This is a genomic window from Flavobacterium bomense (assembly GCF_003970355.1).
This window is the reverse complement of sequence record NZ_RYDJ01000006.1, coordinates 52,653-78,483: the sequence shown is the minus strand read 5'-3', so window position 1 is coordinate 78,483 and position 25,831 is coordinate 52,653. Positions and strand designations below refer to the sequence as shown.

The following is a 25,831-nucleotide window of genomic DNA, read 5'->3' as shown; positions in this document are numbered from 1 at the left end:
AAAAAAAATTAACAATTTTATGAAAGATAATTTAAAGCTTACGAATAAAAATTCTTTAAAACATGTTCTTTTTGGCAGTTTAATTGGTACAACTATAGAGTTTTTTGATTTTTATATATATGCTAATGCAGCAGTTTTAGTTTTTCCTCAATTGTTTTTTCCTTCAACAGATAATACTAATTCTGTTTTATTATCTCTTGCAACTTTTTCGATTGCTTTTCTTTCCCGACCTTTAGGTTCCGCAGTCTTTGGCCATTATGGTGATAAAATTGGACGTAAAACCACCTTAGTAATTGCATTATTAACAATGGGGATTTCAACTGTTTGTATTGGTTTTTTACCAAGTTATGCCAGTATTGGAATTACAGCTCCTTTATTACTTATGTTGTGTCGCTTTGGTCAAGGAGTTGGTTTAGGTGGCGAATGGGGTGGAGCGGTTTTATTGGCAATCGAAAATGCTCCGCCTAATAAGCGTGCTTGGTATGGTATGTTCCCGCAATTGGGAGCTCCAATAGGCTTGTTGCTTTCAGGTGGTACTTTCTTGATTTTGACAGACACAATGAGTGCCGAAGCTTTTCTGGACTACGGGTGGAGAATTCCGTTTATAGGGAGTTCGTTATTGGTTGTTGTAGGTTTCTATATCCGATTAAAAATTGATGAAACTCCTGCTTTCAAAAACTCGAAAAAAGAACAACAAGAGGTTAAAATTCCCTTTTTTACTTTATTAAAATTTTATAAAAACCAATTGATTTTTGGCACATTTGCGTCGATTACAACTTTCTTGGTTTTTTATCTCATGACGGTGTTCACGCTTAGCTGGGCAACGTCAGATTTAGGTTATTCCAAAAGGGATTTTCTATTGATGCAATTGTTTTCGGTATTGTTTTTTGCGCTTTTTATTCCTGTTTCTGCTTTAATTGCGGATTGTATTGGGCGTAGAAAAATGCTTATTTATGCAACGATAGCAATAGCTGTTTTTGGTTTTGCATTTTCATTTTTCTTAAATTCTGCCAGTTCGGTTCTTGTGACTTTGTTTTTATGTGTTGGAATGGCGCTGATGGGATTCACATATGGCCCATTGGGGACTTTTTTATCGGAACTGTTTCCTACAACAGTGCGTTATTCAGGGACCTCTTTGGCATTTAACATGGCAGGAATTATCGGAGCCGCTTTTGCCCCTATGATTGCGATTTGGTTAGCTACACAGTATAGCCTGACCTACGTTGGGTTTTACTTAAGTACAGCAGCCTGTGTCTCTTTATTTTCATTGTTGATGGTCAGCAAAAAAGAGCATAAGTTTTGATAATTTGCTATCGCTTCAAACTAAAATGACCTTTGTATTCATTTTCATCAGTTCTGGTTGCTGTATACCAATAATCACCTGATGGAAGTTGATGACCATTAAGACTTCCGTCACATGAACTATTTTTGAGTTAATTGTTTAATTCTTTGCTATGTATATACCATCGCTTGCTTTCTTTAAATCGGCAGCAGCATCATCATTGCAACCACGTAGGTTTTTGGCACAATCAAAACATTGACTTTGCATTGTAAATGAAAAAGGAAAAATTCGCTTCAGAAGTAAGATTTACAGCAAGATAAATATAATTAAATACCTATATATTACGTTGAAACTAAAAATAGCTTTGTTTTATATTTGAATCCAAAGAATAAATAATAATATGGACTTTTACTTTGGTGATAAGAACAGAATTATCCCTTATTTTTGCACAAAACTTATTTCTTTTGAAAACCAAATTATTCATCATCACGCCTCCGTTTACCCAACTCAACACACCGTATCCGGCGACCGCTTATATTAAAGGGTTTCTGAATACCAAAAACATTGAGTCTGTTCAGGCGGATTTGGGTATTGAGGTGATTTTGGAATTGTTTTCTAAAGAAGGTTTGCAAAATGTGTTTGCTATTGCCACAGCTAGGACCCAAAAGCTAACACCTAATAGCCAAAGAATTCAAGCTTTGCAAGATGAATATGTAAAGACGATTGATCCCGTGATTGCTTTTCTGCAAGGAAAAAATCCAACATTGGCGCTTCAAATTTGTCAGGAAGATTTCTTGCCGGAAGCGTCCCGTTTTGCACAATTGGAAGAACTTGATTGGGCTTTCGGAACGATGGGAACACAGGACAAAGCCAAGCATTTAGCGACTTTGTATCTCGAAGATATTTCAGATTTTATTGTGGAATGTGTTGATGCTAATTTTGGTTTCAGCCGTTATGCAGAACGTTTGGGACGAAGTGCGAATTCTTTTGACGAATTGTATGAAGCCTTGCAACAGGAACCAACTTATATTGATACCGTTCTTCTTTCTATTTTAAAAGAAAAAATAGAAACTATAAAACCTACATTATTCTTGATTTCAGTTCCGTTTCCAGGAAATTTGTACGCGGCTTTTCGTTCGGCACAATGGGTTAAAAAGCATTATCCCAATATCAAGATTTCGATGGGTGGTGGTTTTCCAAATACAGAATTGCGTTCACTTTCTGACGCTCGTGTGTTTGAGTTTTTCGATTTTATTACTTTGGACGATGGGGAAATGCCAATAGAAGAATTAATCTCTAATATTGAATCCCGAAATTTCGGGACAGATTACAATTCTTATAAACGAACCTTTCTGTTGGAAGACGGAAAAGTAGTTTATAAAAATAATTCCCTGAAACACGATTACAAACAATCACAAGTAGGAACTCCGGATTATTCGGATTTATTTTTGGATAAATACATTTCGGTTATCGAAATTGTGAATCCCATGCACCGCATGTGGAGTGATGGGAGATGGAATAAACTTACCATGGCACATGGTTGTTACTGGGGGAAATGTACGTTTTGCGATATTTCTTTGGATTACATCAAAATTTACGAACCCGTGGCGGCCAATTTATTGTGCGACCGAATGGAGGAAATGATTGCCCAAACAGGTGAGAACGGATTTCATTTTGTAGATGAAGCGGCGCCACCGGCTTTGATGCGGGCTCTAGCTCTCGAAATTCTTCGTAGGAAAATAGCCGTGACGTGGTGGACGAACATTCGATTCGAAAAAAGTTTTACCAAAGACTTGTGTTTGCTACTTAAAGCTTCCGGTTGCATTGCGGTTTCTGGTGGTCTCGAAGTAGCTTCTGATCGATTATTAAAATTGATTGACAAAGGCGTTACGGTGGAGCAAGTGGCTAAAGTCACCAGAAATTTTACCGAAGCAGGAGTCATGGTTCATTCCTATTTGATGTACGGCTATCCTACGCAAACCATTCAGGAAACGATAGATAGTTTCGAAATGGTGCGTCAGTTATTTGAAGTTGGGGTATTACAATCGGGATTTTGGCATCAATTTGCTATGACGGCGCACAGTCCAGTAGGCTTGTATCCAGAGAAATTTGGTGTGACAAAAGAAACCGAAATCATTGGAACTTTTGCCAATAACGATATTAATTATACCGATGCAACAGGAATCGACCATGATAAATTCAGTTTTGGACTTAAGAAATCGTTGTTCAATTTCATGCACGGAATCTGTTTTGATTACGAATTGCAGGATTGGTTTGAATTTAAAATTCCAAAAACTAAAATTTCACCTGATTTTATTTTTGATGCTCTACAAGAAGACAATGATTTTAGCGTCAAACCCACTGCTAAAATCGTTTGGTTAGGCGGCAAACCATTTGTGGAACATTTTACCAAATCTAAAAAAGGAAATTCTTGGGAACTAATGACTTTGATATTTCATGATAAAAAAGAAAGTTTCAGTATTCAAACGAATAAAAGGGAGGGAGAATGGCTGGTAGAAATGCTACAGAAAATCGCTGTTTCGAATTCTAAAACTCACAGCTTTCAAGAAATAAAAATAGATTTCGAATCATATCTGGAGGACTTTGAATTGTTTTGGTACTCCAAACCAATTAAAACGCTGCGGGAATATGGGTTATTAGTATTATAATTTTATTTTTGATACCTATACTAAATTAGCATAAAACTTTCTTCATTGGTTTACGAAAACGTTTTCTTTTGCCTATTTTTACGACCATAAAATAAAAGCAAATGAGTATTGGTTATAAAGTTAATGTAAATGACACTTTTCATTTTGATTTAGAAAAGAAAAGTATTTCACAACTGGATGCAGTAAGTGTGGAAACGAATAAGTTTCATGTTTTGCACTCAAACACTCCTTATCAAGCGGAAATCATCACTTCTGATTTTCTTCAAAAAAGCTACACCGTAAAGGTAAACAATAACACCTACACCGTTGCCATTTCAAATCCTTTGGATGTTTTGATTAAGGAAATGGGATTCGAAGTAGGGCTTACCAAACAAGTCAATTTTATCAAAGCACCCATGCCAGGTTTAATTCTCGAAATCAGTGTGGTAGTAGGACAAACCGTCAAAGAGAATGACAACCTTATTATTTTAGGGGCCATGAAAATGGAAAATAGCTTTCTTTCTCCGCGTGATGGCGTTATCAAAACCATATCAGTAATGATGGGCGATGCCGTAGATAAAGGACAGTTGTTAATTGAATTCGAATAAAACACCACTAATTTAAAAGAAAATTTTAAATTATATAACGCAATTGATTGTGAGAGAATTAAAATTAGCGAATCTGCGGTTAAAAAATATAAAATGAAAAAATTATTAGTTGCCAATAGAGGTGAAATCGCCATAAGAGTGATGAAAACCGCACAAAAAATGGGCATTAAAACTGTAGCAGTATATTCTACTGCCGACAGAAATGCACCGCACGTAAAATTTGCTGATGAAGCCGTTTGGATTGGCGAAGCTCCTTCTAATCAATCCTATTTATTGGGAAGTAAAATCATAGAGGTTGCGAAATCATTAAACGTAGATGCAATTCATCCCGGGTACGGATTCCTGAGTGAAAATGCTGATTTTGCCGAAGAAGCAGAGAAAAATAACATCATTTTTATTGGTCCAAAGTCGAAAGCGATCAAAATCATGGGAAGTAAATTAGCGGCGAAAGAGGCTGTTAAGCAATACAACATTCCAATGGTTCCGGGCTTTGACGAAGCCATTACGGATGTCGAAAAAGCGAAAGTGGTTGCCAAAAAAATTGGTTTTCCAATTCTGATTAAAGCCTCTGCAGGTGGTGGCGGAAAAGGAATGCGTGTGGTAGAGAGTGAAGCTGATTTCGAATCTCAAATGGATCGCGCCATCAGTGAAGCGATTTCCGCTTTTGGTGATGGTTCTGTTTTTATCGAAAAATATGTGGGTTCGCCAAGGCATATCGAAATTCAAGTTATGGCAGACAGCCACGGGAATGTGTTGTATTTATTCGAAAGAGAGTGCAGTATCCAGCGTCGTCACCAAAAAGTAATAGAAGAAGCGCCTTCTTCGGTTTTAACACCTGAATTGCGTAAAAAAATGGGAGAAGCTGCTGTTTTGGTAGCTAAATCATGTGATTATTTAGGAGCAGGAACTGTCGAATTTTTATTGGATGAAAATAATAATTTCTACTTTCTTGAAATGAATACTCGTTTGCAGGTAGAACATCCTGTTACGGAATGGATTACAGGAACTGATTTGGTTGAACTTCAAATCAGAGTGGCCAGGGGAGAAGCATTAGCAATAAAACAAGAAGATTTGAAAATAAAAGGGCATGCAATGGAATTACGTGTGTATGCCGAAGATCCGATGAATGATTTCTTGCCGAGTGTGGGGAATTTGGAGGTGTATCAATTGCCAGTTGGCCAGGGTATTCGTGTGGACAATGGTTTTGAACAAGGCATGGACATTCCTATTTATTATGATCCTATGTTAGCCAAATTAATTACGTACGGCGAAACCCGCGAAGAGGCCATTCAAATTATGCTCAAAGCCATTGAAGATTATCATGTGGAAGGCGTACAAACAACGTTGCCTTTTGGGAAATTTGTTTTTGAACACGAGGCATTTCGTTCCGGGAAATTTGACACGCATTTTGTAAAGAACTATTACAATATGGATGTATTGAAAAATCAAATGGAGCAAGAAGCCGAAATCGCTGCTTTGGTGGCGTTGAAACAGTATTTTGAAGATCAAAAAATCGTACACTTACTAAACTCTTAAAACGTCAGTTCGAGTTGAGCAAAGGTTTTAAACAAAAAACCTTTGGGAAGTATCGAGAACTTTACATTTCACAAGGCTTCTCGATACAATTTTAAACATTAAAGCTATCGCATTACTGTTCAAAACCACTCGAAGTGACGAAATTTTAAAAAACAATAGTATCCAATTAAATAAAGTATGGAATCTAAAATAAAAACATTAAACGATAAAATTGCTGAAGCTCATTTGGGCGGCGGTAAAAAACGTATCGAAAAACAACATTCCAATAAAAAACTATCGGCAAGAGAGCGCGTCAATTATTTGATGGATGAAGGCTCTTTTGAAGAAATCGGGATGTTAGTTACCCATCGAACGTCTGATTTTGGAATGCAAAAAGAACTGTTTTTTGGAGATGGTGTCATTACCGGATACGGAACTATAAACGGTCGATTGGTCTATATTTTTGCGCAGGATTTTACCGTTTTTGGGGGATCATTATCTGAAACTCATGCCGAAAAAATTTGTAAAATTATGGATATGGCAGTCAAAATGGGCGCACCCATGATTGGCCTGAATGATTCTGGTGGGGCACGTATTCAGGAAGGTGTTCGTTCGTTGGGTGGTTATGCTGATATTTTTTATAGAAACGTACAAGCCAGTGGCGTAATTCCGCAAATCTCTGCAATTATGGGTCCCTGCGCTGGTGGAGCGGTATATTCACCAGCCATGACTGATTTTACGATGATGGTTGAAGATACCAGTTATATGTTTGTAACAGGCCCGAATGTCGTGAAAACAGTAACCAATGAAACGGTGACTTCAGAGGAATTGGGAGGGGCAAGCACGCATTCTACGAAATCCGGTGTGGCGCACATTACTTCTGCTAATGATGTGGAATGTCTGGAAGATTTGAAACGCTTGTTGAGTTATTTACCACAAAGCAACAAAGAAAAAGCACACAATTTACGGTATGAACTCAATGATGAGGTTCGTCCCAAATTAGCGACTATTATTCCGGATAATCCCAATAAACCGTACGATATGCACGAGGTAATTAGCGGCATTATTGACGAAGATTCGTTTTATGAAATTCATAAAAACTATGCCGAAAATATCTTGGTGGGTTTTGCTCGATTGGGAGGAAAAAGCATTGGGATTATAGCCAACCAACCGATGATTTTAGCGGGTTGTCTGGATGTGAACAGCTCGAAAAAAGCAGCTCGATTTACTCGTTTTTGTGATTGTTTTAATATTCCGTTATTGGTTGTAGTGGATGTGCCGGGTTTTTTGCCGGGAACGGACCAAGAATGGAATGGAATTATCGTTCACGGAGCGAAATTATTGTACGCTTTAAGCGAAGCGACCGTGCCACGAGTTACGGTAATTACACGTAAAGCCTACGGTGGTGCGTATGATGTGATGAACTCGAAACACATTGGTGCCGACATGAATTTTGCTTGGCCCAGTGCCGAGATAGCTGTAATGGGAGCCAAAGGGGCCTCTGAAATTATTTTCAAGAAAGAAATCAATGAGGCCGAAGATCCTGCAGCTAAACTTTTAGAAAAAGAGGCGGAATATGCGGATTTGTTCGCAAATCCGTATACCGCTGCTCAACGTGGTTTTGTGGATGAGGTAATCTTACCGGAAGACACCAGACGCAAACTGATAAAAGCCTTTAGCATGCTAGAAAATAAAGTTAGTGTTACTCCAGATAGAAAACACGGGAATATTCCGTTGTAGTATTTTTTTAAGAAATGAAAAAACCACCTGATTATTTTAGGTGGTTTTTAGTTTTACATTTAATATCAAAAACTAGTTGGTGTTTTGGGGGATCATTTGACGTTTTAGTATCTTTCAATCGGACTATAAAAATTAAATTAGAATTTGGTTAAAAAAACAACTAGATGAAATAGGACAGATGTGGAAAAAGTGGTTTGTTACTGCCACAAATTTCTTTTTTATTCGAATCGTTTTGATCCGGAAACGCTATTGGAGGAAACCATGATGGCGCTGGATTACGCCGTACGAAGCGGAAAAGCATTGTATGTGGAAATTTCTAATTATACAGCAGCGCAAACCAAGGAAGCTACTGAAATACTGAAACAATTGGAGACACCCTGCTTTATTCATCAAGTGAAATATTCCATGTTTGCGTGGCAACCAGAAGCGGGATTATTAGATGTTCTCGAAGACAAAGGAGTGGGTTGTGTTGCTTTTTCTCCTTTGGCACAAATGGCCTTGGCTTGGTTGCTAAAAGAGAACCGAATCACTTCTGTTTTGACAAGGATAAAAAATAATCTTTTTTTAATTCTGAAAAAAAATGAAAAGTTGCCATTTAAAAGAGATTTAAGAAAGATTAGAATGCTTTTTTAAAAGTATACCGCTGATAAATAAGGTTTTATTATAAAAAAAATACTTAGTTTGAAGTGGCTTATTTTTTTTACTGATAAAAATGGTTAACTTGCGGCATAGAAAAAAACTGATATGTCTTACAAAAGTAGGCTGTGTTTTAGTTTTATTCGAGTGATTCCATGAAAAGATTGATTAGATTAAATACGTACTATAAACTACTGATGTTGATACTTTCGGCAAGTATTTTCTTTTTTGTAATTTACATCACCTTATATCTTTATACTATTCAGGAAGAACGGAATTTTTACAAAATCACTTACAATCAATACGATAAAGAAGTGAGATCTTTGTTTAGACTCAATTCTAAAACCACTACCGCCACCATTATTGATGTTACCCATTGGGATAATTTGGTTAGTTATACTATAACAAAAGATAAAAAATGGTATGATAAATATATTCTAAGCGAATTTGAAACCTATTCTGCTGATTACATTGGTGTTTATGGTTTAGATCAAAAAATAATAAATAAAACAGCTTCCCCTAAGATTAAAAGCCTTGACTTTATCCCAAAAGAGATGATGACAGTGCTTTATAAATCGAAACTAAAAAAATTCTATATTAAAATTCCAGAAGGAATTGTCGAGGTTTTTGGTGCAACGATTCATCCTTCAATAGATCCCAAAAAGAATAAAACAGCGCCGTCCGGTTACTTTTTTATAGCTAGACTTTTAGATAAGCCTTTTTTGAATTCTTTAGGAAATATAAGCAGTTCAAAAGTTAATTTAGTTCCGGCGCATCGTACGGTTCTTGAAGAAAGTGATTTTGTAATTGTAAGTTTAGATCTGAAAGACTGGAAAGATGACGTTGTGGCTACATTGCTTTTCAAAAGGCCGTTCAATTTGAATTATAAAAATTCAAAAGAAATTCTTTTTATTGTGGTGCTGGTTTCTTTATTGAACATTTTTATTTTTGTGTATTATACAAAACGATGGGTTTATAACCCACTAAAATTAGTCAAAAGTATTCTAGAAACAGGTAATATTAAAGCGATAGCTTCTTTAAGAAAATTCAAAGGAGAGTTTGGGTATATAGGGAATCTTTTTGAAGAGAACAGCAATCAAAGGAGACAATTAGAGATATCCAAACAAAAGGCGGAGGAAAGCGATACCTTAAAATCTTCTTTTTTGGCTAATTTATCGCATGAAATCAGAACTCCTATGAATGCCATAATGGGATTTAGTGATTTGCTAACGGATGCAAATTTGACAGAAAGTGAGAAATTGGAATATTTAAAAATAATAAAAAACAGTGGGAACAACCTGGTTTCAATAATTGAAGATCTTATTGAAATGTCTAAAATTGACGCCAAGCAAATTACACCTAATTATAAAGGATTAGACATTGAAAAATGTATGACAGAGTTGTATGATTCCATCAAAGTTACGATTCCTAAAGATAAAAATATTCAATTTTATATTCTTGAAAATTCAGCTAAAATTACAGAAAATATTCTTACTGATGAAACGAAACTGAAACAGATTATTGTGAATTTAATTACAAATGCGGTAAAATTTACCGATAATGGATTTGTTGCTTTTGGATACACAGTCCACAAAGAAAAAGGAATTTTAGCGTTTACTATTGAAGATTCAGGGATCGGTATGAGTACAAATCATCTGAAAGTAATATTTGATCGTTTCCGAAGAATTGAAGGGGACGGCACTACTGAATTAACGGGATTAGGTCTTGGTTTGTCCATCTCGAAGGCGTATGTAGAGATGCTGGGTGGGGAAATAACAGTGACATCTACAATTGGAGTAGGATCTGTTTTTACCTTTTCGTTTCCATTAAAATTTGATCAGACTGAAAAAGACATTGTGTCAAGTAAGACGATATCTTTTTCAGGAAACCAGGAGAATGAAATAATTTTAATTGCTGAAGATGATACTATCAATTTCTTGTTGTTAAAGAAAATTATTGAGTCAAAAAACCATACAGTTTTGCGTGCTTTTAATGGTCAGGAAGCAGTTACTATTTGTACCGAAAATCCGGATATCAGTTTGGTTTTTATGGATATAAAAATGCCTATTTTGAGTGGTTATGAGGCTTTTGAAAAAATAAAGTTAATTAAACCGGGACTTCCAGTCATAGCCCAGACAGCGTATTCATCCGCAGAAGAGAGAGAAAAAATAGTTCAGTGCGGCTTTAATGACTACATTACAAAACCTTTGGACAAGGAAAAAGTCTTTGCGATATTGGATGTTATTTTTATGGAAATTAATTCCTAGAATTATCTGAGGAGTTCCTCTTGTAACACTTTTTGGTTTTTTATTCTCAACCTCTAATGAAAGGCATAAGCCAAATTCTTTTGTCGGCTTTTTTTGGATTTTTACTAAAGTTTTAAGGAGTGTCTTTGGTTATATACAATTTTCAAGAAGAAATAGTGTCGCTTTTTATACAGTAAGACGATACAATTTCCTGTTTCAAAACTACATTTTCAAAAAAATTAAAACATAAAAAATGATATTTAAATCGATAAATCCATTCTCGCAAGAAATTATCGCTGAACATGAAGTGCTTACGAATGGGGAATTAAATCAAAAACTGCAACTGTCTGAGCGGGCCTTTAAAAAGTGGAGGAATACCACTTTTCAGGAAAGGGCGGATAAAATGAAAAAATTAGCTTACGTTTTAAGAGCAAATAAAGAAAAATTAGGATTGCTTATTACCAATGAAATGGGTAAAATTGTGTCCGAAAGTATTTCTGAAGTCGAAAAATCAGCAGCAAACTGCGATTTTTATGCGGAGCATGCGGAACAAATGTTGAAAGATGAATATTATGATACGTCTTTCAAGAGCCTTTCCGTTTACGATCCTTTGGGAGCTGTTTTTGCCATTATGCCTTGGAACTATCCTTTTTGGCAGGTATTACGCTATGCTGCGCCGGCAATTATGGCGGGGAATGTGACGCTTTTGAAACATGCTCCTAATGTTATAGGTTGTGCCAAAGCTATTGAAAATGCCTTTTTGGAATCGGGTTTTCCTGAAGGTGTTTTTCTGCAAATTACTATTGATATTCCCCAGGTTGAAAGTGTTATTGCTTCAAATATTGTGCACGGAGTGACTTTGACCGGAAGCGAAAAGGCTGGCTCCTCAGTGGCTTCCTTGGCTGGAAAGCACATCAAGAAATCAGTGATGGAATTGGGTGGTTCAGATGCATTTATCGTTTTGAATGATGCTAATCTAGAGAGAGCCGCCAGTATTGCAACACAATCCAGAATGCTCAATGCAGGTCAGGCTTGTATTTGTGCAAAACGTTTTATCGTTACTGAGAAAGTAGCGGATGAATTCTCTGCTCTTTTTGCTCAAAAAACACAGTTGTTGCAGCAAGGGAATCCGCTCCAGCAAGGGATTGATATGGGGCCTTTGGCTCGATTGGACTTAGCGAAGCAATTGTCCAGCCAATTGCATAAAGCATTGGAACAGGGTGCCAAGTTAATTGTGGGCGGGGAGCGGGAAAATTGTAATTTTCAACCCACATTGATTGATTTTGTAACTGTAGATAGTATTGCTTTTCAGGAAGAAACTTTTGGTCCGTTAGCAACAATTATAAGGGCTAAAGATGAAAATGACGCCATTGCCATTGCCAATAATCATCATTATGGCTTGGCTTCTGCCCTGTGGACTGAAGACCGTGAAAAGGCATACACCTTGGCGAGGAGAATAGAAGCAGGAAATGTATTTGTAAATTCATTAGTGCGTTCTGATTCCAGAGTCCCTTTTGGAGGCATAAAAAAATCAGGCTATGGCAGGGAATTAGGGGCCGTAGGGATCAAAGAATTTATGAATATGAAATCATTGGTTATAGAATAGTTTTGTTCAGCTACTAGTATTCAGTTGGTGTGGATAAAAAAAGGAAAACGAGAACCGGAATTGTAAGTACAAAACCAGTTCTCGTTTTTTTTATTTAGTTTTTTTGTTTCGTAAAACCTTTTTGTCCTAGTTTTTTGGACTAGTAGGTATAGACTGCTGCTTTTATATCGTTAGGTGTATTGGATAGAATAACAATAAATGGATATCCTTTGCGAGCAGCATTCTCTTTTAATCGCTTTTCTCCTCCATGTATAAAGGAGGTATTAGTTTCTCCTTTTGCTTTTCCATAAAAACTAGTGATGACCCCGGATTTTTTTAGACCAATTGTCTGAAAGTCTTTTAAGACGATTACTTTTTTATAATCTGATTTTGCAAGGACATTGATTTTTTCCGAAACTAGTTTTGAATCGGCAGCTGATTTTTCATTTAATTGAGCAACGGCATATTGGCTTATTTTTTTTTCTTCACTACTGCCTGGTACTGCAAAATAAACCAGATTATTCTCCATTTTGATGAAGTTTACATCCATTTTTTTGTTGTCATGCGTAATGATTTCGTGAGTTTGTGCAACTAATGCAACATTGAATAAAATTGTGAATAATATAAATAGATTTTTCATGTGTTCAGATATTAAGGGATTGTTTGCTTTTGCTGTTTTGCCAACTTCTTTAATTTAATTACAGCGCTTTACTTTCAGCTAATAAAAAAATACTAGAGTACAGTTCATTGCTATCGATAGTAAATCATATCTCAAGTGTGTAATGGCTTTATATGGGTATAGCTCCTTTTGGTGTATTAGGAAACATATAATAAAATCAAGCGATGCCCTCCGGAGGTGGAGTTGAATTTTTTAAATGCGACTCTTTTGCTTTGAATAAATCCAAAGCGTTTATTCTGTTTGGAACAATGGAATCGTATGCTAATGCATTTGGGAGGGCTACGGTACCTATGAAAAGCGTTTTTAGTTTATTCTCGAAATTGTTTTCTTCCGTATTATTTTCAAACACTTCGTACACTTCGTATTTCCTGTCAATGACAAAAACAGCAACTGCCTCACTAATCCATGTAACGGAAAAAGCAATAAAAAGGACTATAAGATTTAATTTAATTAGGGTACGAAGCATGGTATAAATTTAATACAATTGAATGGGAGTTACCATTAAAATTTTCATAAAATAAAAAATAGAAAAAACGGTTTTTGTTACTGTTTAATTCTCATTGAAACTCGTTTCTTAGACTTAAAAAAAAAGGATAATTTTTTGTGTTACAAAACGTAGAACTATAAAAAACAAAATTATTTAAATTTAGTGAAAAACATATAATTTTTTTTAACTGTTTTTTTATGGGGGTTGTTGTTATTAAGTATATTTATTTATTGATAATATTCTATTTTTTATATTTTAAATTTATTTTAATCAAAAAAATAGGGGGTGTAATGTAAAATTTAATTATTGAATTTTTAAAATACTTTCGTAAAAATATGAAATTATGATTTTTTTTCATTGATTTTTCGTTATTGATAATTCTTTTCTTAACGAGATAAAAAAGTAAAAAATAGTAATTTAAGTGGAGTAAAAGTTAATAAATTCGCTTTAGGATTAGGGAAAAATTAACACCTAAAGCAGCATAAAATAATGTTTTTAGCAATTATTTTAGTTCTGATTTTTTTAAATAGTAACCAAAACCAAATAATTACCAAGCTGTATTATTAATTAAAACACCTTAAAGATGAAAAAAACAGTAACTATCTTAGCAGTATTGCTAACCACAACTTTTATATTTGCACAAGAAAGCTCTGCGGTTCCAGCAACAACTTTTGCAGGATCTGCAGATGCATATTACAAATATGATTTTTCCGGAATAGACAACAGTTTGACAAGTTTTACTAATTCTCATAACTCGTTTGAACTAGGAATGGTTTCTATTGAAGCATCACATAAAAGGGGTAAAGGTTCTGTTTTTGTAGATTTAGGTTTTGGTAACAGAGCCGCTCAGTTTACTTATAATGATACCAATGCAACTTTTATGATTAAGCAATTAAATTTCACATATGAATTTTCAGATAAGTTCAAAGTTACTGCTGGTAGTTTTGGAACTCATCTGGGATATGAATTATTGGATGCTGTCGATAATAAAAACTACAGTATGTCCTATGCCTTTACTTACGGACCCTTTTTTAATACAGGGGTAAAAGCACAATATACTACTGGAAAATTCAGTTTTATGGCGGGAGTTACTAATCCTACAGATTTTAAATCTACTATTGATGCAGGCTCAACTCAAAAAACGTTTATAGGGCAACTTGCGTTTCTGGGCGACACAGGTAGCGCCTTTTTTAATGTAACATCTGGTAGTAGTAATCCAGCTTCTGATGAAAATAAGACGCAGTTTGATTTCGTTGGAACAAAGAAACTTAGTGACGCATTTTCCTTAGGGTTTAATGGTACGTATGCAATGACTGATAACGACTTTGACAGTTCATTGGATGGAGAGTGGTTTGCATTAGTAGGCTATGCAAATGTTGCTATAAAAGAATCTCTAAGTCTGACATACAGATTGGAATATTTAGATGCAAAAGAGGCAACTCCTGCGCTGGGATTGCTTGCTGGAACTAGTGTTATAGGGAATACATTGTCATTAAACTACAAGGTTGGTAACTTGACTATCATTCCGGAATTCAGACTTGACTCCGCCTCTGAAGCTATTTTTTCAAATAATGATGCTGCTCCAAAAGTCTTGACCGCATTTGCACTGCTCGCTACAACCTATTCATTCTAGTATTTAAAACAATATTTTTTTTGCTGCCAGGATACTCTTTTGTATTTTGGCAGTTTTTTTTGTTTAAAATTTCCTAAAGTACCCGTTGGGTGTAATTAGTTTTTGATGGAAATTTTCGTCAGTTCGAATGATCCCGCTTTTGGGCGGGATTATATCAAGAACTAGAAAATTAGTATTAAAAACGGTTCTCGATACACGTCACTTCAAGTGCGAAGCGTATCGAGAAGCTTTGTTCCGTTTTACTCCACAAAAAACACTCGGACTGACGTTTTGAACAATTGCACTCAACGAGTGCCAATGTATGACTAAAAACTAATGCCGATTTTGGTTTTACTTCAGTACTCATTAATAATTTCGGCAGTGGTTTGGAGAAATATTAATTATTCAATTTTGGACACAAAAAACGGCTCTTTGAAAATTCAAAAAACCGTTTAGGATTGTTTTAGGGGCTTTTGCTATTGTTGTTTGTAAATAGAATAAATGGTATTTCTTGTTTTCTCATCTAAAACATCAGTAACTTCATCTTGAATATAATGAAGTTTAAAAGCAATAATAGCAGCAGATATGTTTTTAGTGTCATACCCAATAATTCGTAATCCCTGATCGACATTAAAATCAAAAGGAGCTGTTTGTAGAAATTCATCAGGCCAAATTCCAAAACCTTTTTCGGCTAAAATTTTCCAGGGAAATAAGGCGCTGGGATCTTTTTTTCTGGTTGGGGCAATATCCGCATGACCTAAAATGTTTTGAGCAGGAATGTTATAATCTTTTTTTAACTTAGTTAGAAGGGCTAATAAGCTATTGATTTGTGATTCTGAAAACACTTCGGATCCGTTATTGTCGAGTTCAATTCCTATAGAAGCTGAATTAATATCCGTATTTTTTCCCCAAGAACCATTTCCGGCATGCCAGGCTCTTAGGTAGTCATTCAGCATTTGCACGACTTTACCATCATCTGAAATTACATAATGGGAACTTACCTGAGTTTCTGTTTTTGTAAATGTATTTATGGTTTGTTGCAATGAATCTTGCGCTGTATGATGAATAATGATAAAATTAGGCTTGCGTAAATTAAAATTGACGGTACCAATCCATTTTGTATTGATTCCATTCTCCAAAAACGTAGATCCCATTTTGAAAATAGTATCCTTATAGGTATGTAATTGCTGCGTGTATAATGTATCTCTGTTTAATTCAACCGGAGGAACAACCGGAAGGGGTTTAGGATCCTTATTAGAAATCGTTTTTTTTAATGTTTTGAGTTTGGTGTCATATACCTTTTCAGTTTTCTTGTATGGATTTGTGGAGCAAGCAGCAATAGCAAGGGCGAAAAATAGGGTATAAAAAATATTTCTCATTAGGATTTGAGTTTTATAATGAAATAAAAAAACGATTATTTCGATTTCTTTTTAGACTTTGATTTTTTTGGATTTTTCTGCTCTTTTTTTAAAATAATGAATTTTTCCTTCTGATCTTCATTTAATAATGCCATTAATTTTCTATCGGTAACTTCAGATAGTGCCTCGATGTTTTTAATTTTATCTTCCTGACTGGTTTCTGCCTTTAGAAGCATTCCTTGAGTTCTGAAGCTTTCAATGAAGATATTAGACATTGCTACCACTTGGAGTTCATCCAGATTAAGTTCCGGTTTTATAGTTTCCATTATTTTAGCAACTGAAACTTCAACAGGAATTTCTTTAGGTTTTTCAGGAGTTCTGGTTTGATCCATTCCGCTATTCATCCTACGATTTCCTCCGTAACCGTTCCCGTTTCCATATCCATTATTATAACCGCCGTTTCCGTATTGTGCTGAAATGGTGTGGACTGATAATAATACAAATGTGATCACTAGTACTGATTGAATTGTTTTCATGTGTAGCATTTTAAAATATTAAAAAATCGTTTAAAAAATTATACCGGTTCTCCGTACAAATCAAATTCCGTTGCTTCGATAATTTTGATCATCACAAACTCTCCTGTTTTTACATAATGTTTTGATGCATCTATTAAAACCTCATTGTCTACGTCTGGACTGTCAAACTCAGTTCGGCCTACAAAATGGCCACCTTCTTTTCTGTCGATGATGCATCGGAACGTTTGACCTACTTTTTCCTGATTTAAATCCCATGAAATTTGTGATTGTAACTCCATAATCTCATTGGCGCGCTCTTGTTTTACAGTATCTGGAACATCATCTTCCAGTAAATAGGCATGTGTGTTTTCTTCATGAGAATAAGCAAAACAGCCCATTCTATCAAATTTCATTTCCTGAACCCAGTCTTTCAATATATTGAAATCTTCTTGTGTTTCTCCGGGATATCCTACGATCAAAGTGGTGCGTATTGCAATTCCAGGTACTGCTTCGCGAAACTCTTTTAATAATTTTGTTGTTTTTGCTTGCGTTGTTCCGCGACGCATGGATTTCAAAATTGAATCTGAAATGTGTTGCAACGGAATATCAATGTAATTACAAATCTTAGGTTCGCGTTTCATGATTTCCAGTACATCCATAGGAAAACCGGTTGGAAAAGCATAATGCAAACGAATCCACTCAATTCCTTCTACTTTAACTAAAGCTTCCAGTAGTTCTCCAAGCGCTCTTTTTTTGTAGATATCTAATCCGTAATACGTCAAATCCTGAGCAATCAAGATCAATTCTTTAACGCCATTTTTTGCTAGACCTTCGGATTCTTTTACCAGTTTTTCAATTGTTTGTGAAACGTTTTTTCCTCGCATTAAGGGTATTGCACAAAAACTGCATGGTCTGTCACAACCTTCGGAAATTTTTAGATAGGCATAATTTTTTGGAGTTGTAGTCAGTCGTTCTCCAAGCAACTCGTGCTTGTAGTCCGCTCCCAAGGCTTTTAATAATTGTGGTAGCTCTGTAGTTCCAAAAAATTGATCCACATTTGGAATCTCTTTTTCTAAATCAGGTCGGTAACGCTCGGACAGACATCCAGTAACAAATACTTTATCAACTAATCCTCTTTCTTTTTTGTCCGCATATTCCAGAATCATGTTGACAGATTCGGCCTTGGCATTATCAATAAATCCGCAGGTATTTATTACAATGATATTTCCCTCTTCGGCTTCCGGAGCTTCATGCGTAACGTCTTTGCCGCTTGCGCGTAGCTGACCCATAAGCACTTCACTATCATATACATTTTTTGAACACCCAAGAGTGATCACGTTTATTTTATTCTTTTTTAAAGACTTCGTTCTCATAACATTAGAATCCCGATAATTTGGGAATTTTGCAAAATTACACTTTTTTATTCAAACGGAACTTGTTTCTGTTTCTTTTTCTTTTACACTTTTTAAGGAGCTATTCCTGCTGTACGCTACAAACAAAGTTCACTGAACTCCTATAAAAATGACTACTAGGGGAAGTAATCTCCCGAAAATAATCGTGAGGATTTTCACTGCCATCAGGGCTAAAAAAAATCCGTTTCACAATCACGAAACGGATTTTTCTAATTCATTTTTCAGGACGTTACAACTCAAACAATAGTGTCAAAGAAACATTGTTGTTAATAGCATCTATACTTGCTCCATCAGTGAATCCTTGATTAAAAAAACCTTGTTGGGAATTTCTTTTGGCATAGGAATAGGCTAAATCCAGTTTGGTAGATCCAAAATTATATCCTAAACCTGCGGAATACCCAGTTAAATCACCCACGGTTACGGCATTTTTATACGGACTTTGTTCGTACCGGTATCCTGCTCTTAGACTTAATGCCTTAATTTTATATTCGGCACCTATTCTTAACTCTCCGGTAACGTTGAGCAATTCATTCATGTCATTATTTAAGGTTCTGAATAAGGGATCGTTTTCAGGTTTAAATTTGGTGTCACTGTAATCTTTAAAAGCGTAATCGATACTGATTAATCCAGATTTTCCAAATACGTAGGCAAAACTCCCGGTCAACTTACTTGGCGTTTGCAATTTATAGGGTTCGTAAACATTAACCACTTGCGGGTCTACCACATCTTGTGGTAATTCACCGGTTGAATTGCCGCTTACCGTAATTAACTTTTGTGAAAGCTCGTCGTTCAAAGTATACCATGTAGAAGATTCATAGGCCATACCTACTCGAATTTCGTTAGTAATTTTTGCAATAGCACCTACTTGAAATGAAAATCCCGATCCGTAAGTATAAAGATCATTGTCAAATTGTACTCTTGTGATTTGATCATTAGTGCCTAATGGGTTGCTATTGTCTTCGTAAAAGCTAGACGATTTATTGAAATCAGTAAAGTGAGAATTTAAATTTAGTCCAAAATAAAATTGGTCATTATAAGAGGTTGCTGCATTAAAGGATAATTTTCCGTTGTATCCCGTACTGTAAACGGAATTTTCTTGATAATAATTTCCTCCAGCAGGAACGTTGGATAAAAAAGTAGAGTTGTTATTGGACTCGTCTGCGGCATTTAAAACATAACCTTGATACCCCAAAAAAGCTTGCTGAGCTGCGAAGCCACTTAAATTTGGATATTGACCATTTGGAAGATTACTACCCAAGAAAGAATACAATTGGGATATAGATTCTCCCGGATTTGTGTTTACAAAATCCTGAGGAACTGGAGCACCACCGTTCCCATTATTGGCATAACTCAAAAAATAATTAGCTATAGAATTGTTTGGATTGGTTCCTGCTGAAAACAGCCCATTATCAAAATTATTGGCGTTTTCATAATTTATGGCTAAGGAAATTTTTCTCCACTTGCTGTTTGGGTTTCTGGTATTAAAAACAAATACAATTCCTGCTTGATTCAAATCAAAGGAGTTTTCTTTCTCTGTTGCTGTCCCGCCAAAGTAATTTGAATTATTTTTAGTATCGAAGTTAGTCAATGTAACAGCCATTTGATTATTGGTAAACACCGCTGAACCAGCAGGGTTTACATTGATAGATGACAGGTCGCCCCCAAGCGCTCCAAAAGCACCGCTCATGGCTCTGAAACGGGCTGTTCCATTTAAATTGTCCTGTGAATACCGAAGTGCATCAGAAATTTCTTGTGATTGGGCTACGGTAAACGATAAGCCAGCGAGTAATAAATATAGGTGTTTTTTCATTTTTTGTTGGGATATTTAATTTTTATCAAAAAGGATGGTTCCGCACTATTTTTTATCCTCTTCCACCTCTTCCACCACCGCCAGATGATCTACCACCACCACTACCACCAGATCTTCCGCCACCTGAATTATTAGATCTGGACATGTTTGAACTAGGGCTATAAGACGACGGGCTGTTGTTGTCATTTCTTGTTGGTGTGAAAGATCGTGAAGGCGCATTGTTTTGATTGCGCACATTGTTTATATCGGATCTTCTTCTGGGAGTATTGTACGAACTGTTTTGTGGTTGACCTTGATTCCTAGAGAATGTAGGACTTGTTCGGTTGATGCTATTCGTTGCGTTTCGTCGCAAATCAGTGGTGTTGTTTCTAAAGTTGGCGTTATTAGCTCGTCTGCCAATAGTGGTATTGGTTTGGTTTCTGGAATATTCTCTGCTTGTTTGATTGGTGTTGTTTATCGTATTTGAATTGGAATACGAAGACCCTCTTCGGCCTGCATTAGAAGAATAATTGACATTGTTTTGACCATCTCCATAGTTTCCCCAGCCGTTACCGTACCAATTGTTCCATCCCCAATTGTTTCCATACCAGTTGTTCCATCCCCAATTGTTGCCATACCAGTTATTCCACCCAAATCCCATGCTCATTCCCCATCCAAAACCACCGTTAAATCCCCAGTTGTTTCCGTACCAGTTATTCATGCCCCAATTGTTCATACCCCAATTGTTTCCGTACCAGTTATTCATACCCCATCCGTTGTCATAGACATTTACGGATTGCGCATTACCTCCCCATCCAGGATAAGTAGTGTAGTTTTCCTGAAGAGTGTCATTTTCTAAATCATAATCACTGTAAGTATCTACATCTGTAAAAATTTCATTGGATTGGTAGTTGTTTTGAAGTGAATTGAAATACGCAGTATATTGGTTATTTGGATCATTTTGTGGTTCTCGTTCAGTAATTTTGTAGGAAGTGTTACCATATATTCCGTCAGAATCATAGTACGAACTGTTTTGATAAGAGCTGCAAGAGGTCAACAATAGTGTTAAAAAACTGATCGTATAATATATTGATGTGTTCGGGGCGGAAAAAGGGGTAGTTTTCATATATGTGGAGTTTTTATTGTTGGACAATACAAAAATAGTTAGTTTTGCGTAATTATTAGTTAAATAAATATTAAACAAAATTTGTGCCAAAATATAAAACATGGGTAAGAACTTAACTACAAGAGCGGAAGATTATTCAAAATGGTATAACGAGTTGGTTGTCAAAGCCGATTTAGCCGAAAATTCAGGGGTGAGGGGGTGTATGGTTATCAAGCCTTACGGATATGCAATTTGGGAAAAAATGCAAGCGGAGTTGGATCGAATGTTTAAAGAAACCGGACATCAAAATGCATATTTCCCTCTATTTGTTCCTAAAAGCATGTTTGAAGCCGAAGAAAAAAATGCAGAAGGTTTTGCTAAGGAATGTGCTATTGTTACCCATTATCGATTAAAAAACGATCCTGACAGACCTGGTAAACTAATGGTGGATCCCAATGCAAAATTAGAAGAAGAATTAATTGTACGTCCTACAAGTGAAGCTATTATTTGGTCTACTTATAAAGGATGGGTACAATCGTATAGAGATTTGCCATTACTGATTAACCAATGGGCAAATGTGGTGCGCTGGGAAATGAGAACGAGATTGTTTTTGCGTACCGCAGAATTTTTATGGCAAGAAGGGCATACCGCTCACGCTACTAAAACAGAAGCGGTAGAAGAATCAGAAAAAATGATGCATGTGTATGCTGATTTTGCCGAGAATTTTATGGCAATTCCAGTTATAAAAGGAATAAAAACTGAAACCGAGCGTTTTGCTGGAGCAGAAGAAACCTATTGTATCGAAGCGTTGATGCAGGATGGTAAAGCATTACAAGCGGGGACTTCACATTTTTTAGGGCAAAACTTTGCTAAAGCATTTGATGTCAAATTTGCTACAGCCGAAGGAAAGCAAGAGTACGTTTGGGGAACTTCGTGGGGTGTTTCTACTCGTTTGATGGGGGCATTAGTGATGACGCATTCAGACGACCAAGGCCTGGTATTGCCTCCTAGTTTAGCGCCTATTCAGGTCGTGATTGTTCCTATTTATAAAACAGAGGAACAATTAGCGGCAATAACTGAAGCAGTAACTGTTTTGACTGTGGCTTTGCGAAAATTACAAATCGCTGTCAAATATGATAACAGAACCACTCAAAAGCCTGGTTTTAAATTTGCAGAATGGGAATTAAAAGGGGTGCCGGTTAGGATTGCTGTAGGTCCTAAAGATTTAGAAAATGGAACTTTTGAGGTTGCAAGAAGAGATACATTGACTAAAGAAGTCGTTTCTAAAGATGGAATTGAAACGTATATCAACGATTTACTAGCGCAAATTCAAAAAGAATTATTTGAAAAAGCATTGCAATATAGAAATACACATGTTACTGAGGTAAACAGTTTTGAAGAGTTCAAAGCGGTTTTAGATGCGAAAGGAGGTTTTGTATCAGCACATTGGGATGGAACTGCAGCAACTGAGGAAAAGATTAAAGACTTAACGAAAGCAACCATCAGATGCATCCCTTTAGACCGAATAGAAGAAGCGGGAAGCTGCGTTTTTACTGGTGAAAACTCAGTAGGCCGAGTACTGTTTGCGAAGGCATATTAAAAAAAAATAATTTTTTTTGCATGTACTATTGTACGTTTCAAAAATAGTTGTATTTTTGCATCCGCATTAGAGAAGCAGGGCCCGTTCGTCTATCGGTTAGGACGCATGGTTTTCATCCATGTAAGAGCGGTTCGATTCCGCTACGGGCTACTATTTTTTTTGCAGGTTAAAGTGATCCTGAACTCAGAGGGAAAATGGCCCGTTCGTCTATCGGTTAGGACGCATGGTTTTCATCCATGTAAGAGCGGTTCGATTCCGCTACGGGCTACAAATTCAATTTTGATTAATTGATAAAACTTAGGGGATAATGGTCCGTTCGTCTAGGGGTTAGGACGCCAAGATTTCGTCTTGGTAACAGGGGTTCGATTCCCTTACGGACTACAAAAATATAGTAAAAGATAAAAACATAATAAAATGGCAAATCATAAATCAGCTCTAAAAAGAATTAGAAGTAACGAAAAGAGAAGAGTATTAAATAGATACCAACATAAAACTACTCGTAATGCTATAAAAGCATTAAGAATAGCGACTGATAAAGTAGATGCTACTTCTAAATTATCAAACGTGATTTCTATGATTGATAAATTAGCTAAAAAGAATATCATTCATGATAACAAAGCGTCTAATTTAAAATCTAAATTAACGAAGCTTGTTGCTAAATTGTAATTAAAACAATTTATTTTATATAAATAAAAAGCTCTCATTCTTAGGATGGGAGTTTTTTTTATGGGTAATATTAGCTAATCTTATTCTTTAAATATTCAAGCATAGATAGGGTTATTGGTTTTGATAAAAAGTCAATTACCATGGGGTATTTTTTTGCTTTTTCTAAGTCTTCCGGATCAATTGTAGAAGAAAGTACAATTACCTTAATAGCACTAAAATCTGAAAACTCCGGGCTGTTAAAATAATCCAGAAATTCCCATCCTCCCATTACGGGCATATTTAGATCCAAAAAAATTAATTGCGGATGGTGGTGTTTGTCATCATTATTTTGTCTGATAGTATTAAAGTATTTCAGCGCTTCTTCGCCATTTTGAGAAGTAATTATTTCGTTAGAAAAGGATGATTTGTTGATTACTTTTTTGCATAGCATAAGTGTTATTGGGTCATCATCAACACATAAAATTGTATCTAACATATTATTTATTTTTAAAAGTTAATGTAAATATAGTTCCTTTATTGACTTCACTTTCAATATTAATTGTTCCTCCCATAGTTTCAACTTGAGATTTTACTAAATAGAGCCCTAATCCTTTGCTGTCCGGATAATTATGAAATCTCTGGTAAAGGCCAAAAACTTTATCTCTGTTTCTTTCCAGATCGATGCCTATTCCGTTGTCTTTGAAAATTAATACAATTGTGTCGTCAATTTCGCTGGTTGTGATTGTTATTTTTAGTTTTCTATTTTCGGATTTGTATTTTATAGCGTTGGTTAATAGGTTTAGTAAAATGCTTTCTATATACGCTTTATTGATGTTGATAATTGAAACTTTTTCAAAATTAATTTTTATAATGGGTTTGTATAATTCAATTTGAAAGTTGAGTTGATTGAACACATTTTCAAAAATATCTTGAAGAAGTACTGCTTCTTTTTTGATTGATGGATTGTCTTTGATGATGATTACTTTGACTAAGTCATTAATGGTTTCGTTTAATAAATGCGTAGATTTATTGAAGCCATATAAAATTTCTTTTAACTCTGGATTGTCAATAGGAATGTCTTCGATTAAGTTCAAAAGTCCTGTCAAATTTGATAATGGAGCCCTAAGGTTGTGTGAAGTAATGTACGAAAACTGTTTTAGATCTTTGTTGTTTTGTGTTAGCTCTCGAATAAGCTGTTCTTTTTCCTTTTCTTGTTTTTTTTCATCAGTGATGTCTCTCTGGATGGAGATCCAATGTGAAAGTTCGTTATCAGTATTGTATATTGGTATCATGGAGAAGCGTACCCAGTATTCTTTTTTGTTTTTTGTATAGCTGATGGTTTCAATAATGCACTCTTCTTTATTTTGTATAGCGGCTATCAGTTTTTTTAATTCCTCGTAATCTGAATTGGGACTATTAAAAAGTTCTGGGGATTTTCCTATACTTTCTTCGGAATTGTATCCTGACATGATTGAAAAAGCCGGGTTTACGTAGGTGATATTTGGGATATTTCCGTCGATCGAATTGGCTTCGGTGATGATGATGGAATCTTTTGATTGAATAATAACAGTCTCTAGCAATTTTAGTCTTTGTTCTTCTTCTTTTTGTTTTGTGATGTCTTGAATGGCTCCAATCATTCTAACGGCTTTCCCATTTTCATCTTTCAAGAGAAAACCTCTGTCAAGAACATACTTATAGGAATCGTTAGCGCATTTAAAACGGTATTGATCTTGCCAGTTTTCGGTTTTTTGTTCGATAAAAGAGTAGAGTTTGACAGACATTTTAATACTGTCCTCGGGGTGAATTTTATCAAACCACCATTTTGAACTATTACCAACTTCGTATTCTTTATAGCCAAAAACAGTTTCAATACCTTTGTTCCAAGAAAAGCTGTCTTCTTGTATTTTCCAATCCCAAATAGTATCACTTGTCGCTTTTGCTACAATATGGTATTGTTCATTCGATTCCTTTATTTCATCATTTGTGTTTTTCAGCTTTTCAAAAATGGATATGTTTCGAGTGTCATTTTTTGATAAAATGAGTTTGAAAATTATTCCGGTTAAAAATATGTATAAGATGTCTTTTGTGAAAGTGTAAAATTGGTGGTTTGAATCAGAAATAAAAGGTTGTAATAATTTATGACTAATGGTTGCTACAAACATTGAAATTACAATGTAAATGATAATTATTTGATTGGTTTTACTTTTCATTACTCAAATATAAATAATTATTTGTGAATTATTAAACAACATAATAACTTATTTTTCGTGATTTTTTTAAAGACCTATTTCTGTGTCTAATGCGTTAAGAATATGTAAACTATTACATAAATATTTTTTATATCAAAATAAAGTGTACCTTTGCACCCA

General features: G+C 35.4%; 19 protein-coding genes, 3 tRNA genes and 2 pseudogenes. 14 read left to right on the top strand and 10 right to left on the bottom strand.

The genetic code is table 11. From position 1 onward, the window contains the following. Window positions 1–19 precede the first annotated feature (19 nt). Window positions 20–1,303 (top strand): MFS transporter, encoded by a 1,284-nt coding sequence (locus tag EKL98_RS07295; RefSeq protein WP_126460332.1) that lies wholly within the window; start codon window positions 20–22, stop codon window positions 1,301–1,303. A 7-nt stretch (window positions 1,304–1,310) separates the two neighbouring features. On the opposite strand, the pseudogene EKL98_RS18410 reads toward EKL98_RS07295, so the two are convergent. Beyond that, window positions 1,311–1,415 (bottom strand): annotated as a pseudogene (locus EKL98_RS18410) (T9SS type B sorting domain-containing protein); the annotation flags it as partial. A 331-nt stretch (window positions 1,416–1,746) separates the two neighbouring features. On the opposite strand from EKL98_RS18410, the gene EKL98_RS07285 reads away from it, so the two are divergent. The 7 genes and pseudogenes from EKL98_RS07285 to EKL98_RS07255 all read left to right on the top strand — a co-directional run bounded on the left by EKL98_RS07285 (window position 1,747) and on the right by EKL98_RS07255 (window position 12,281). After that, window positions 1,747–3,951 (top strand): B12-binding domain-containing radical SAM protein, encoded by a 2,205-nt coding sequence (locus tag EKL98_RS07285; RefSeq protein WP_126561918.1) that lies wholly within the window; start codon window positions 1,747–1,749, stop codon window positions 3,949–3,951. A gap of 101 nt (window positions 3,952–4,052) precedes the next feature. Then, window positions 4,053–4,538, top strand: a complete 486-nt coding sequence (locus EKL98_RS07280) for an acetyl-CoA carboxylase biotin carboxyl carrier protein subunit (RefSeq protein WP_126460338.1) — start codon at window positions 4,053–4,055, stop codon at window positions 4,536–4,538. Between the two features lie 93 nt (window positions 4,539–4,631). Beyond that, window positions 4,632–6,074, top strand: coding sequence for an acetyl-CoA carboxylase biotin carboxylase subunit (gene accC / locus EKL98_RS07275; protein WP_126561917.1), 1,443 nt, complete (start codon window positions 4,632–4,634; stop codon window positions 6,072–6,074). A 177-nt stretch (window positions 6,075–6,251) separates the two neighbouring features. After that, entirely contained in the window at window positions 6,252–7,793 is a 1,542-nt protein-coding gene (locus tag EKL98_RS07270; protein ID WP_126554380.1) for an acyl-CoA carboxylase subunit beta, read from the top strand. A 213-nt stretch (window positions 7,794–8,006) separates the two neighbouring features. Beyond that, window positions 8,007–8,333: pseudogene (locus EKL98_RS07265) on the top strand (aldo/keto reductase); the annotation flags it as partial. Window positions 8,334–8,584: 251 nt separating this feature from the next. After that, window positions 8,585–10,696 (top strand): ATP-binding protein, encoded by a 2,112-nt coding sequence (locus EKL98_RS07260; RefSeq protein ID WP_126561916.1) that lies wholly within the window; start codon window positions 8,585–8,587, stop codon window positions 10,694–10,696. Between the two features lie 232 nt (window positions 10,697–10,928). Beyond that, entirely contained in the window at window positions 10,929–12,281 is a 1,353-nt protein-coding gene (locus EKL98_RS07255) for an NAD-dependent succinate-semialdehyde dehydrogenase (RefSeq protein WP_126561915.1), read from the top strand. A gap of 139 nt (window positions 12,282–12,420) precedes the next feature. On the opposite strand, the gene EKL98_RS07250 is transcribed toward EKL98_RS07255, so the two are convergent. Both EKL98_RS07250 and EKL98_RS07245 read right to left on the bottom strand, forming a co-directional pair. Further along, window positions 12,421–12,900, bottom strand: coding sequence for a hypothetical protein (locus EKL98_RS07250; RefSeq protein WP_126561914.1), 480 nt, complete (start codon window positions 12,898–12,900; stop codon window positions 12,421–12,423). Window positions 12,901–13,096: 196 nt separating this feature from the next. After that, window positions 13,097–13,405, bottom strand: a complete 309-nt coding sequence (locus tag EKL98_RS07245) for a hypothetical protein (RefSeq protein WP_126460363.1) — start codon at window positions 13,403–13,405, stop codon at window positions 13,097–13,099. Window positions 13,406–14,009: 604 nt separating this feature from the next. Between EKL98_RS07245 and EKL98_RS07240 the strand changes: the two genes are divergently transcribed. Continuing rightward, complete coding sequence (locus EKL98_RS07240; protein ID WP_126561913.1) at window positions 14,010–15,059, top strand: outer membrane beta-barrel protein; 1,050 nt, start codon at window positions 14,010–14,012, stop codon at window positions 15,057–15,059. Window positions 15,060–15,514: 455 nt separating this feature from the next. On the opposite strand, the gene EKL98_RS07235 is transcribed toward EKL98_RS07240, so the two are convergent. The 5 genes from EKL98_RS07235 to EKL98_RS07215 all read right to left on the bottom strand — a co-directional run bounded on the left by EKL98_RS07235 (window position 15,515) and on the right by EKL98_RS07215 (window position 21,238). After that, complete coding sequence (locus tag EKL98_RS07235; protein ID WP_126554391.1) at window positions 15,515–16,417, bottom strand: N-acetylmuramoyl-L-alanine amidase; 903 nt, start codon at window positions 16,415–16,417, stop codon at window positions 15,515–15,517. Window positions 16,418–16,452: 35 nt separating this feature from the next. Continuing rightward, window positions 16,453–16,932, bottom strand: coding sequence for a hypothetical protein (locus EKL98_RS07230; RefSeq protein ID WP_126460371.1), 480 nt, complete (start codon window positions 16,930–16,932; stop codon window positions 16,453–16,455). A gap of 38 nt (window positions 16,933–16,970) precedes the next feature. Next, window positions 16,971–18,284 (bottom strand): 30S ribosomal protein S12 methylthiotransferase RimO, encoded by a 1,314-nt coding sequence (gene rimO / locus EKL98_RS07225; RefSeq protein ID WP_126460374.1) that lies wholly within the window; start codon window positions 18,282–18,284, stop codon window positions 16,971–16,973. A gap of 268 nt (window positions 18,285–18,552) precedes the next feature. After that, window positions 18,553–20,133 carry an OmpP1/FadL family transporter gene (locus EKL98_RS07220; RefSeq protein ID WP_126561912.1) on the bottom strand — a complete coding sequence of 527 codons (1,581 nt, stop codon included), beginning with the start codon at window positions 20,131–20,133 and terminating at the stop codon, window positions 18,553–18,555. Window positions 20,134–20,185: 52 nt separating this feature from the next. Further along, window positions 20,186–21,238, bottom strand: a complete 1,053-nt coding sequence (locus EKL98_RS07215; protein WP_126561911.1) for a hypothetical protein — start codon at window positions 21,236–21,238, stop codon at window positions 20,186–20,188. Between the two features lie 100 nt (window positions 21,239–21,338). On the opposite strand from EKL98_RS07215, the gene proS reads away from it, so the two are divergent. From proS to rpsT, 5 genes are all read left to right on the top strand, one after another. Continuing rightward, on the top strand, window positions 21,339–22,817 hold the full coding sequence (gene proS, locus EKL98_RS07210) for a proline--tRNA ligase (protein WP_126554393.1): 1,479 nt from the start codon (window positions 21,339–21,341) through the stop codon (window positions 22,815–22,817). A 78-nt stretch (window positions 22,818–22,895) separates the two neighbouring features. Then, window positions 22,896–22,967: transfer RNA gene (locus EKL98_RS07205), tRNA-Glu, on the top strand. A 46-nt stretch (window positions 22,968–23,013) separates the two neighbouring features. After that, a tRNA-Glu gene (locus EKL98_RS07200) sits at window positions 23,014–23,085 on the top strand. Window positions 23,086–23,126: 41 nt separating this feature from the next. Then, window positions 23,127–23,198, top strand: a tRNA-Glu gene (locus EKL98_RS07195). Between the two features lie 33 nt (window positions 23,199–23,231). Next, window positions 23,232–23,483: a 30S ribosomal protein S20 gene (rpsT, locus tag EKL98_RS07190; protein WP_091166799.1), complete on the top strand. Its 252-nt coding sequence runs from the start codon at window positions 23,232–23,234 to the stop codon at window positions 23,481–23,483. A gap of 70 nt (window positions 23,484–23,553) precedes the next feature. On the opposite strand, the gene EKL98_RS07185 is transcribed toward rpsT, so the two are convergent. Next, entirely contained in the window at window positions 23,554–23,958 is a 405-nt protein-coding gene (locus EKL98_RS07185; RefSeq protein ID WP_126460385.1) for a response regulator, read from the bottom strand. 1 nt (window position 23,959) lies between these two features. Next, window positions 23,960–25,672 carry a PAS domain-containing sensor histidine kinase gene (locus EKL98_RS07180; RefSeq protein ID WP_126460388.1) on the bottom strand — a complete coding sequence of 571 codons (1,713 nt, stop codon included), beginning with the start codon at window positions 25,670–25,672 and terminating at the stop codon, window positions 23,960–23,962. Window positions 25,673–25,831 lie beyond the last annotated feature (159 nt).

Bases quoted from the DNA above. Each gene is read 5' to 3' on its own strand.
- EKL98_RS07250 (WP_126561914.1), bottom strand. From the start codon at position 12,900: ATGAAAAATCTATTTATATTATTCACAATTTTATTCAATGTTGCATTA.
- EKL98_RS07240 (WP_126561913.1), top strand. From the start codon at position 14,010: ATGAAAAAAACAGTAACTATCTTAGCAGTATTGCTAACCACAACTTTT.
- EKL98_RS07295 (WP_126460332.1), top strand. From the start codon at position 20: ATGAAAGATAATTTAAAGCTTACGAATAAAAATTCTTTAAAACATGTT.
- rimO (WP_126460374.1), bottom strand. From the start codon at position 18,284: ATGAGAACGAAGTCTTTAAAAAAGAATAAAATAAACGTGATCACTCTT.
- proS (WP_126554393.1), top strand. From the start codon at position 21,339: ATGGGTAAGAACTTAACTACAAGAGCGGAAGATTATTCAAAATGGTAT.
- EKL98_RS07235 (WP_126554391.1), bottom strand. From the start codon at position 16,417: ATGAGAAATATTTTTTATACCCTATTTTTCGCCCTTGCTATTGCTGCT.
- EKL98_RS07180 (WP_126460388.1), bottom strand. From the start codon at position 25,672: ATGAAAAGTAAAACCAATCAAATAATTATCATTTACATTGTAATTTCA.
- EKL98_RS07245 (WP_126460363.1), bottom strand. From the start codon at position 13,405: ATGCTTCGTACCCTAATTAAATTAAATCTTATAGTCCTTTTTATTGCT.
- accC (WP_126561917.1), top strand. From the start codon at position 4,632: ATGAAAAAATTATTAGTTGCCAATAGAGGTGAAATCGCCATAAGAGTG.
- rpsT (WP_091166799.1), top strand. From the start codon at position 23,232: ATGGCAAATCATAAATCAGCTCTAAAAAGAATTAGAAGTAACGAAAAG.
- EKL98_RS07185 (WP_126460385.1), bottom strand. From the start codon at position 23,958: ATGTTAGATACAATTTTATGTGTTGATGATGACCCAATAACACTTATG.
- EKL98_RS07280 (WP_126460338.1), top strand. From the start codon at position 4,053: ATGAGTATTGGTTATAAAGTTAATGTAAATGACACTTTTCATTTTGAT.
- EKL98_RS07255 (WP_126561915.1), top strand. From the start codon at position 10,929: ATGATATTTAAATCGATAAATCCATTCTCGCAAGAAATTATCGCTGAA.
- EKL98_RS07215 (WP_126561911.1), bottom strand. From the start codon at position 21,238: ATGAAAACTACCCCTTTTTCCGCCCCGAACACATCAATATATTATACG.
- EKL98_RS07220 (WP_126561912.1), bottom strand. From the start codon at position 20,133: ATGAAAAAACACCTATATTTATTACTCGCTGGCTTATCGTTTACCGTA.
- EKL98_RS07270 (WP_126554380.1), top strand. From the start codon at position 6,252: ATGGAATCTAAAATAAAAACATTAAACGATAAAATTGCTGAAGCTCAT.
- EKL98_RS07260 (WP_126561916.1), top strand. From the start codon at position 8,585: ATGAAAAGATTGATTAGATTAAATACGTACTATAAACTACTGATGTTG.
- EKL98_RS07230 (WP_126460371.1), bottom strand. From the start codon at position 16,932: ATGAAAACAATTCAATCAGTACTAGTGATCACATTTGTATTATTATCA.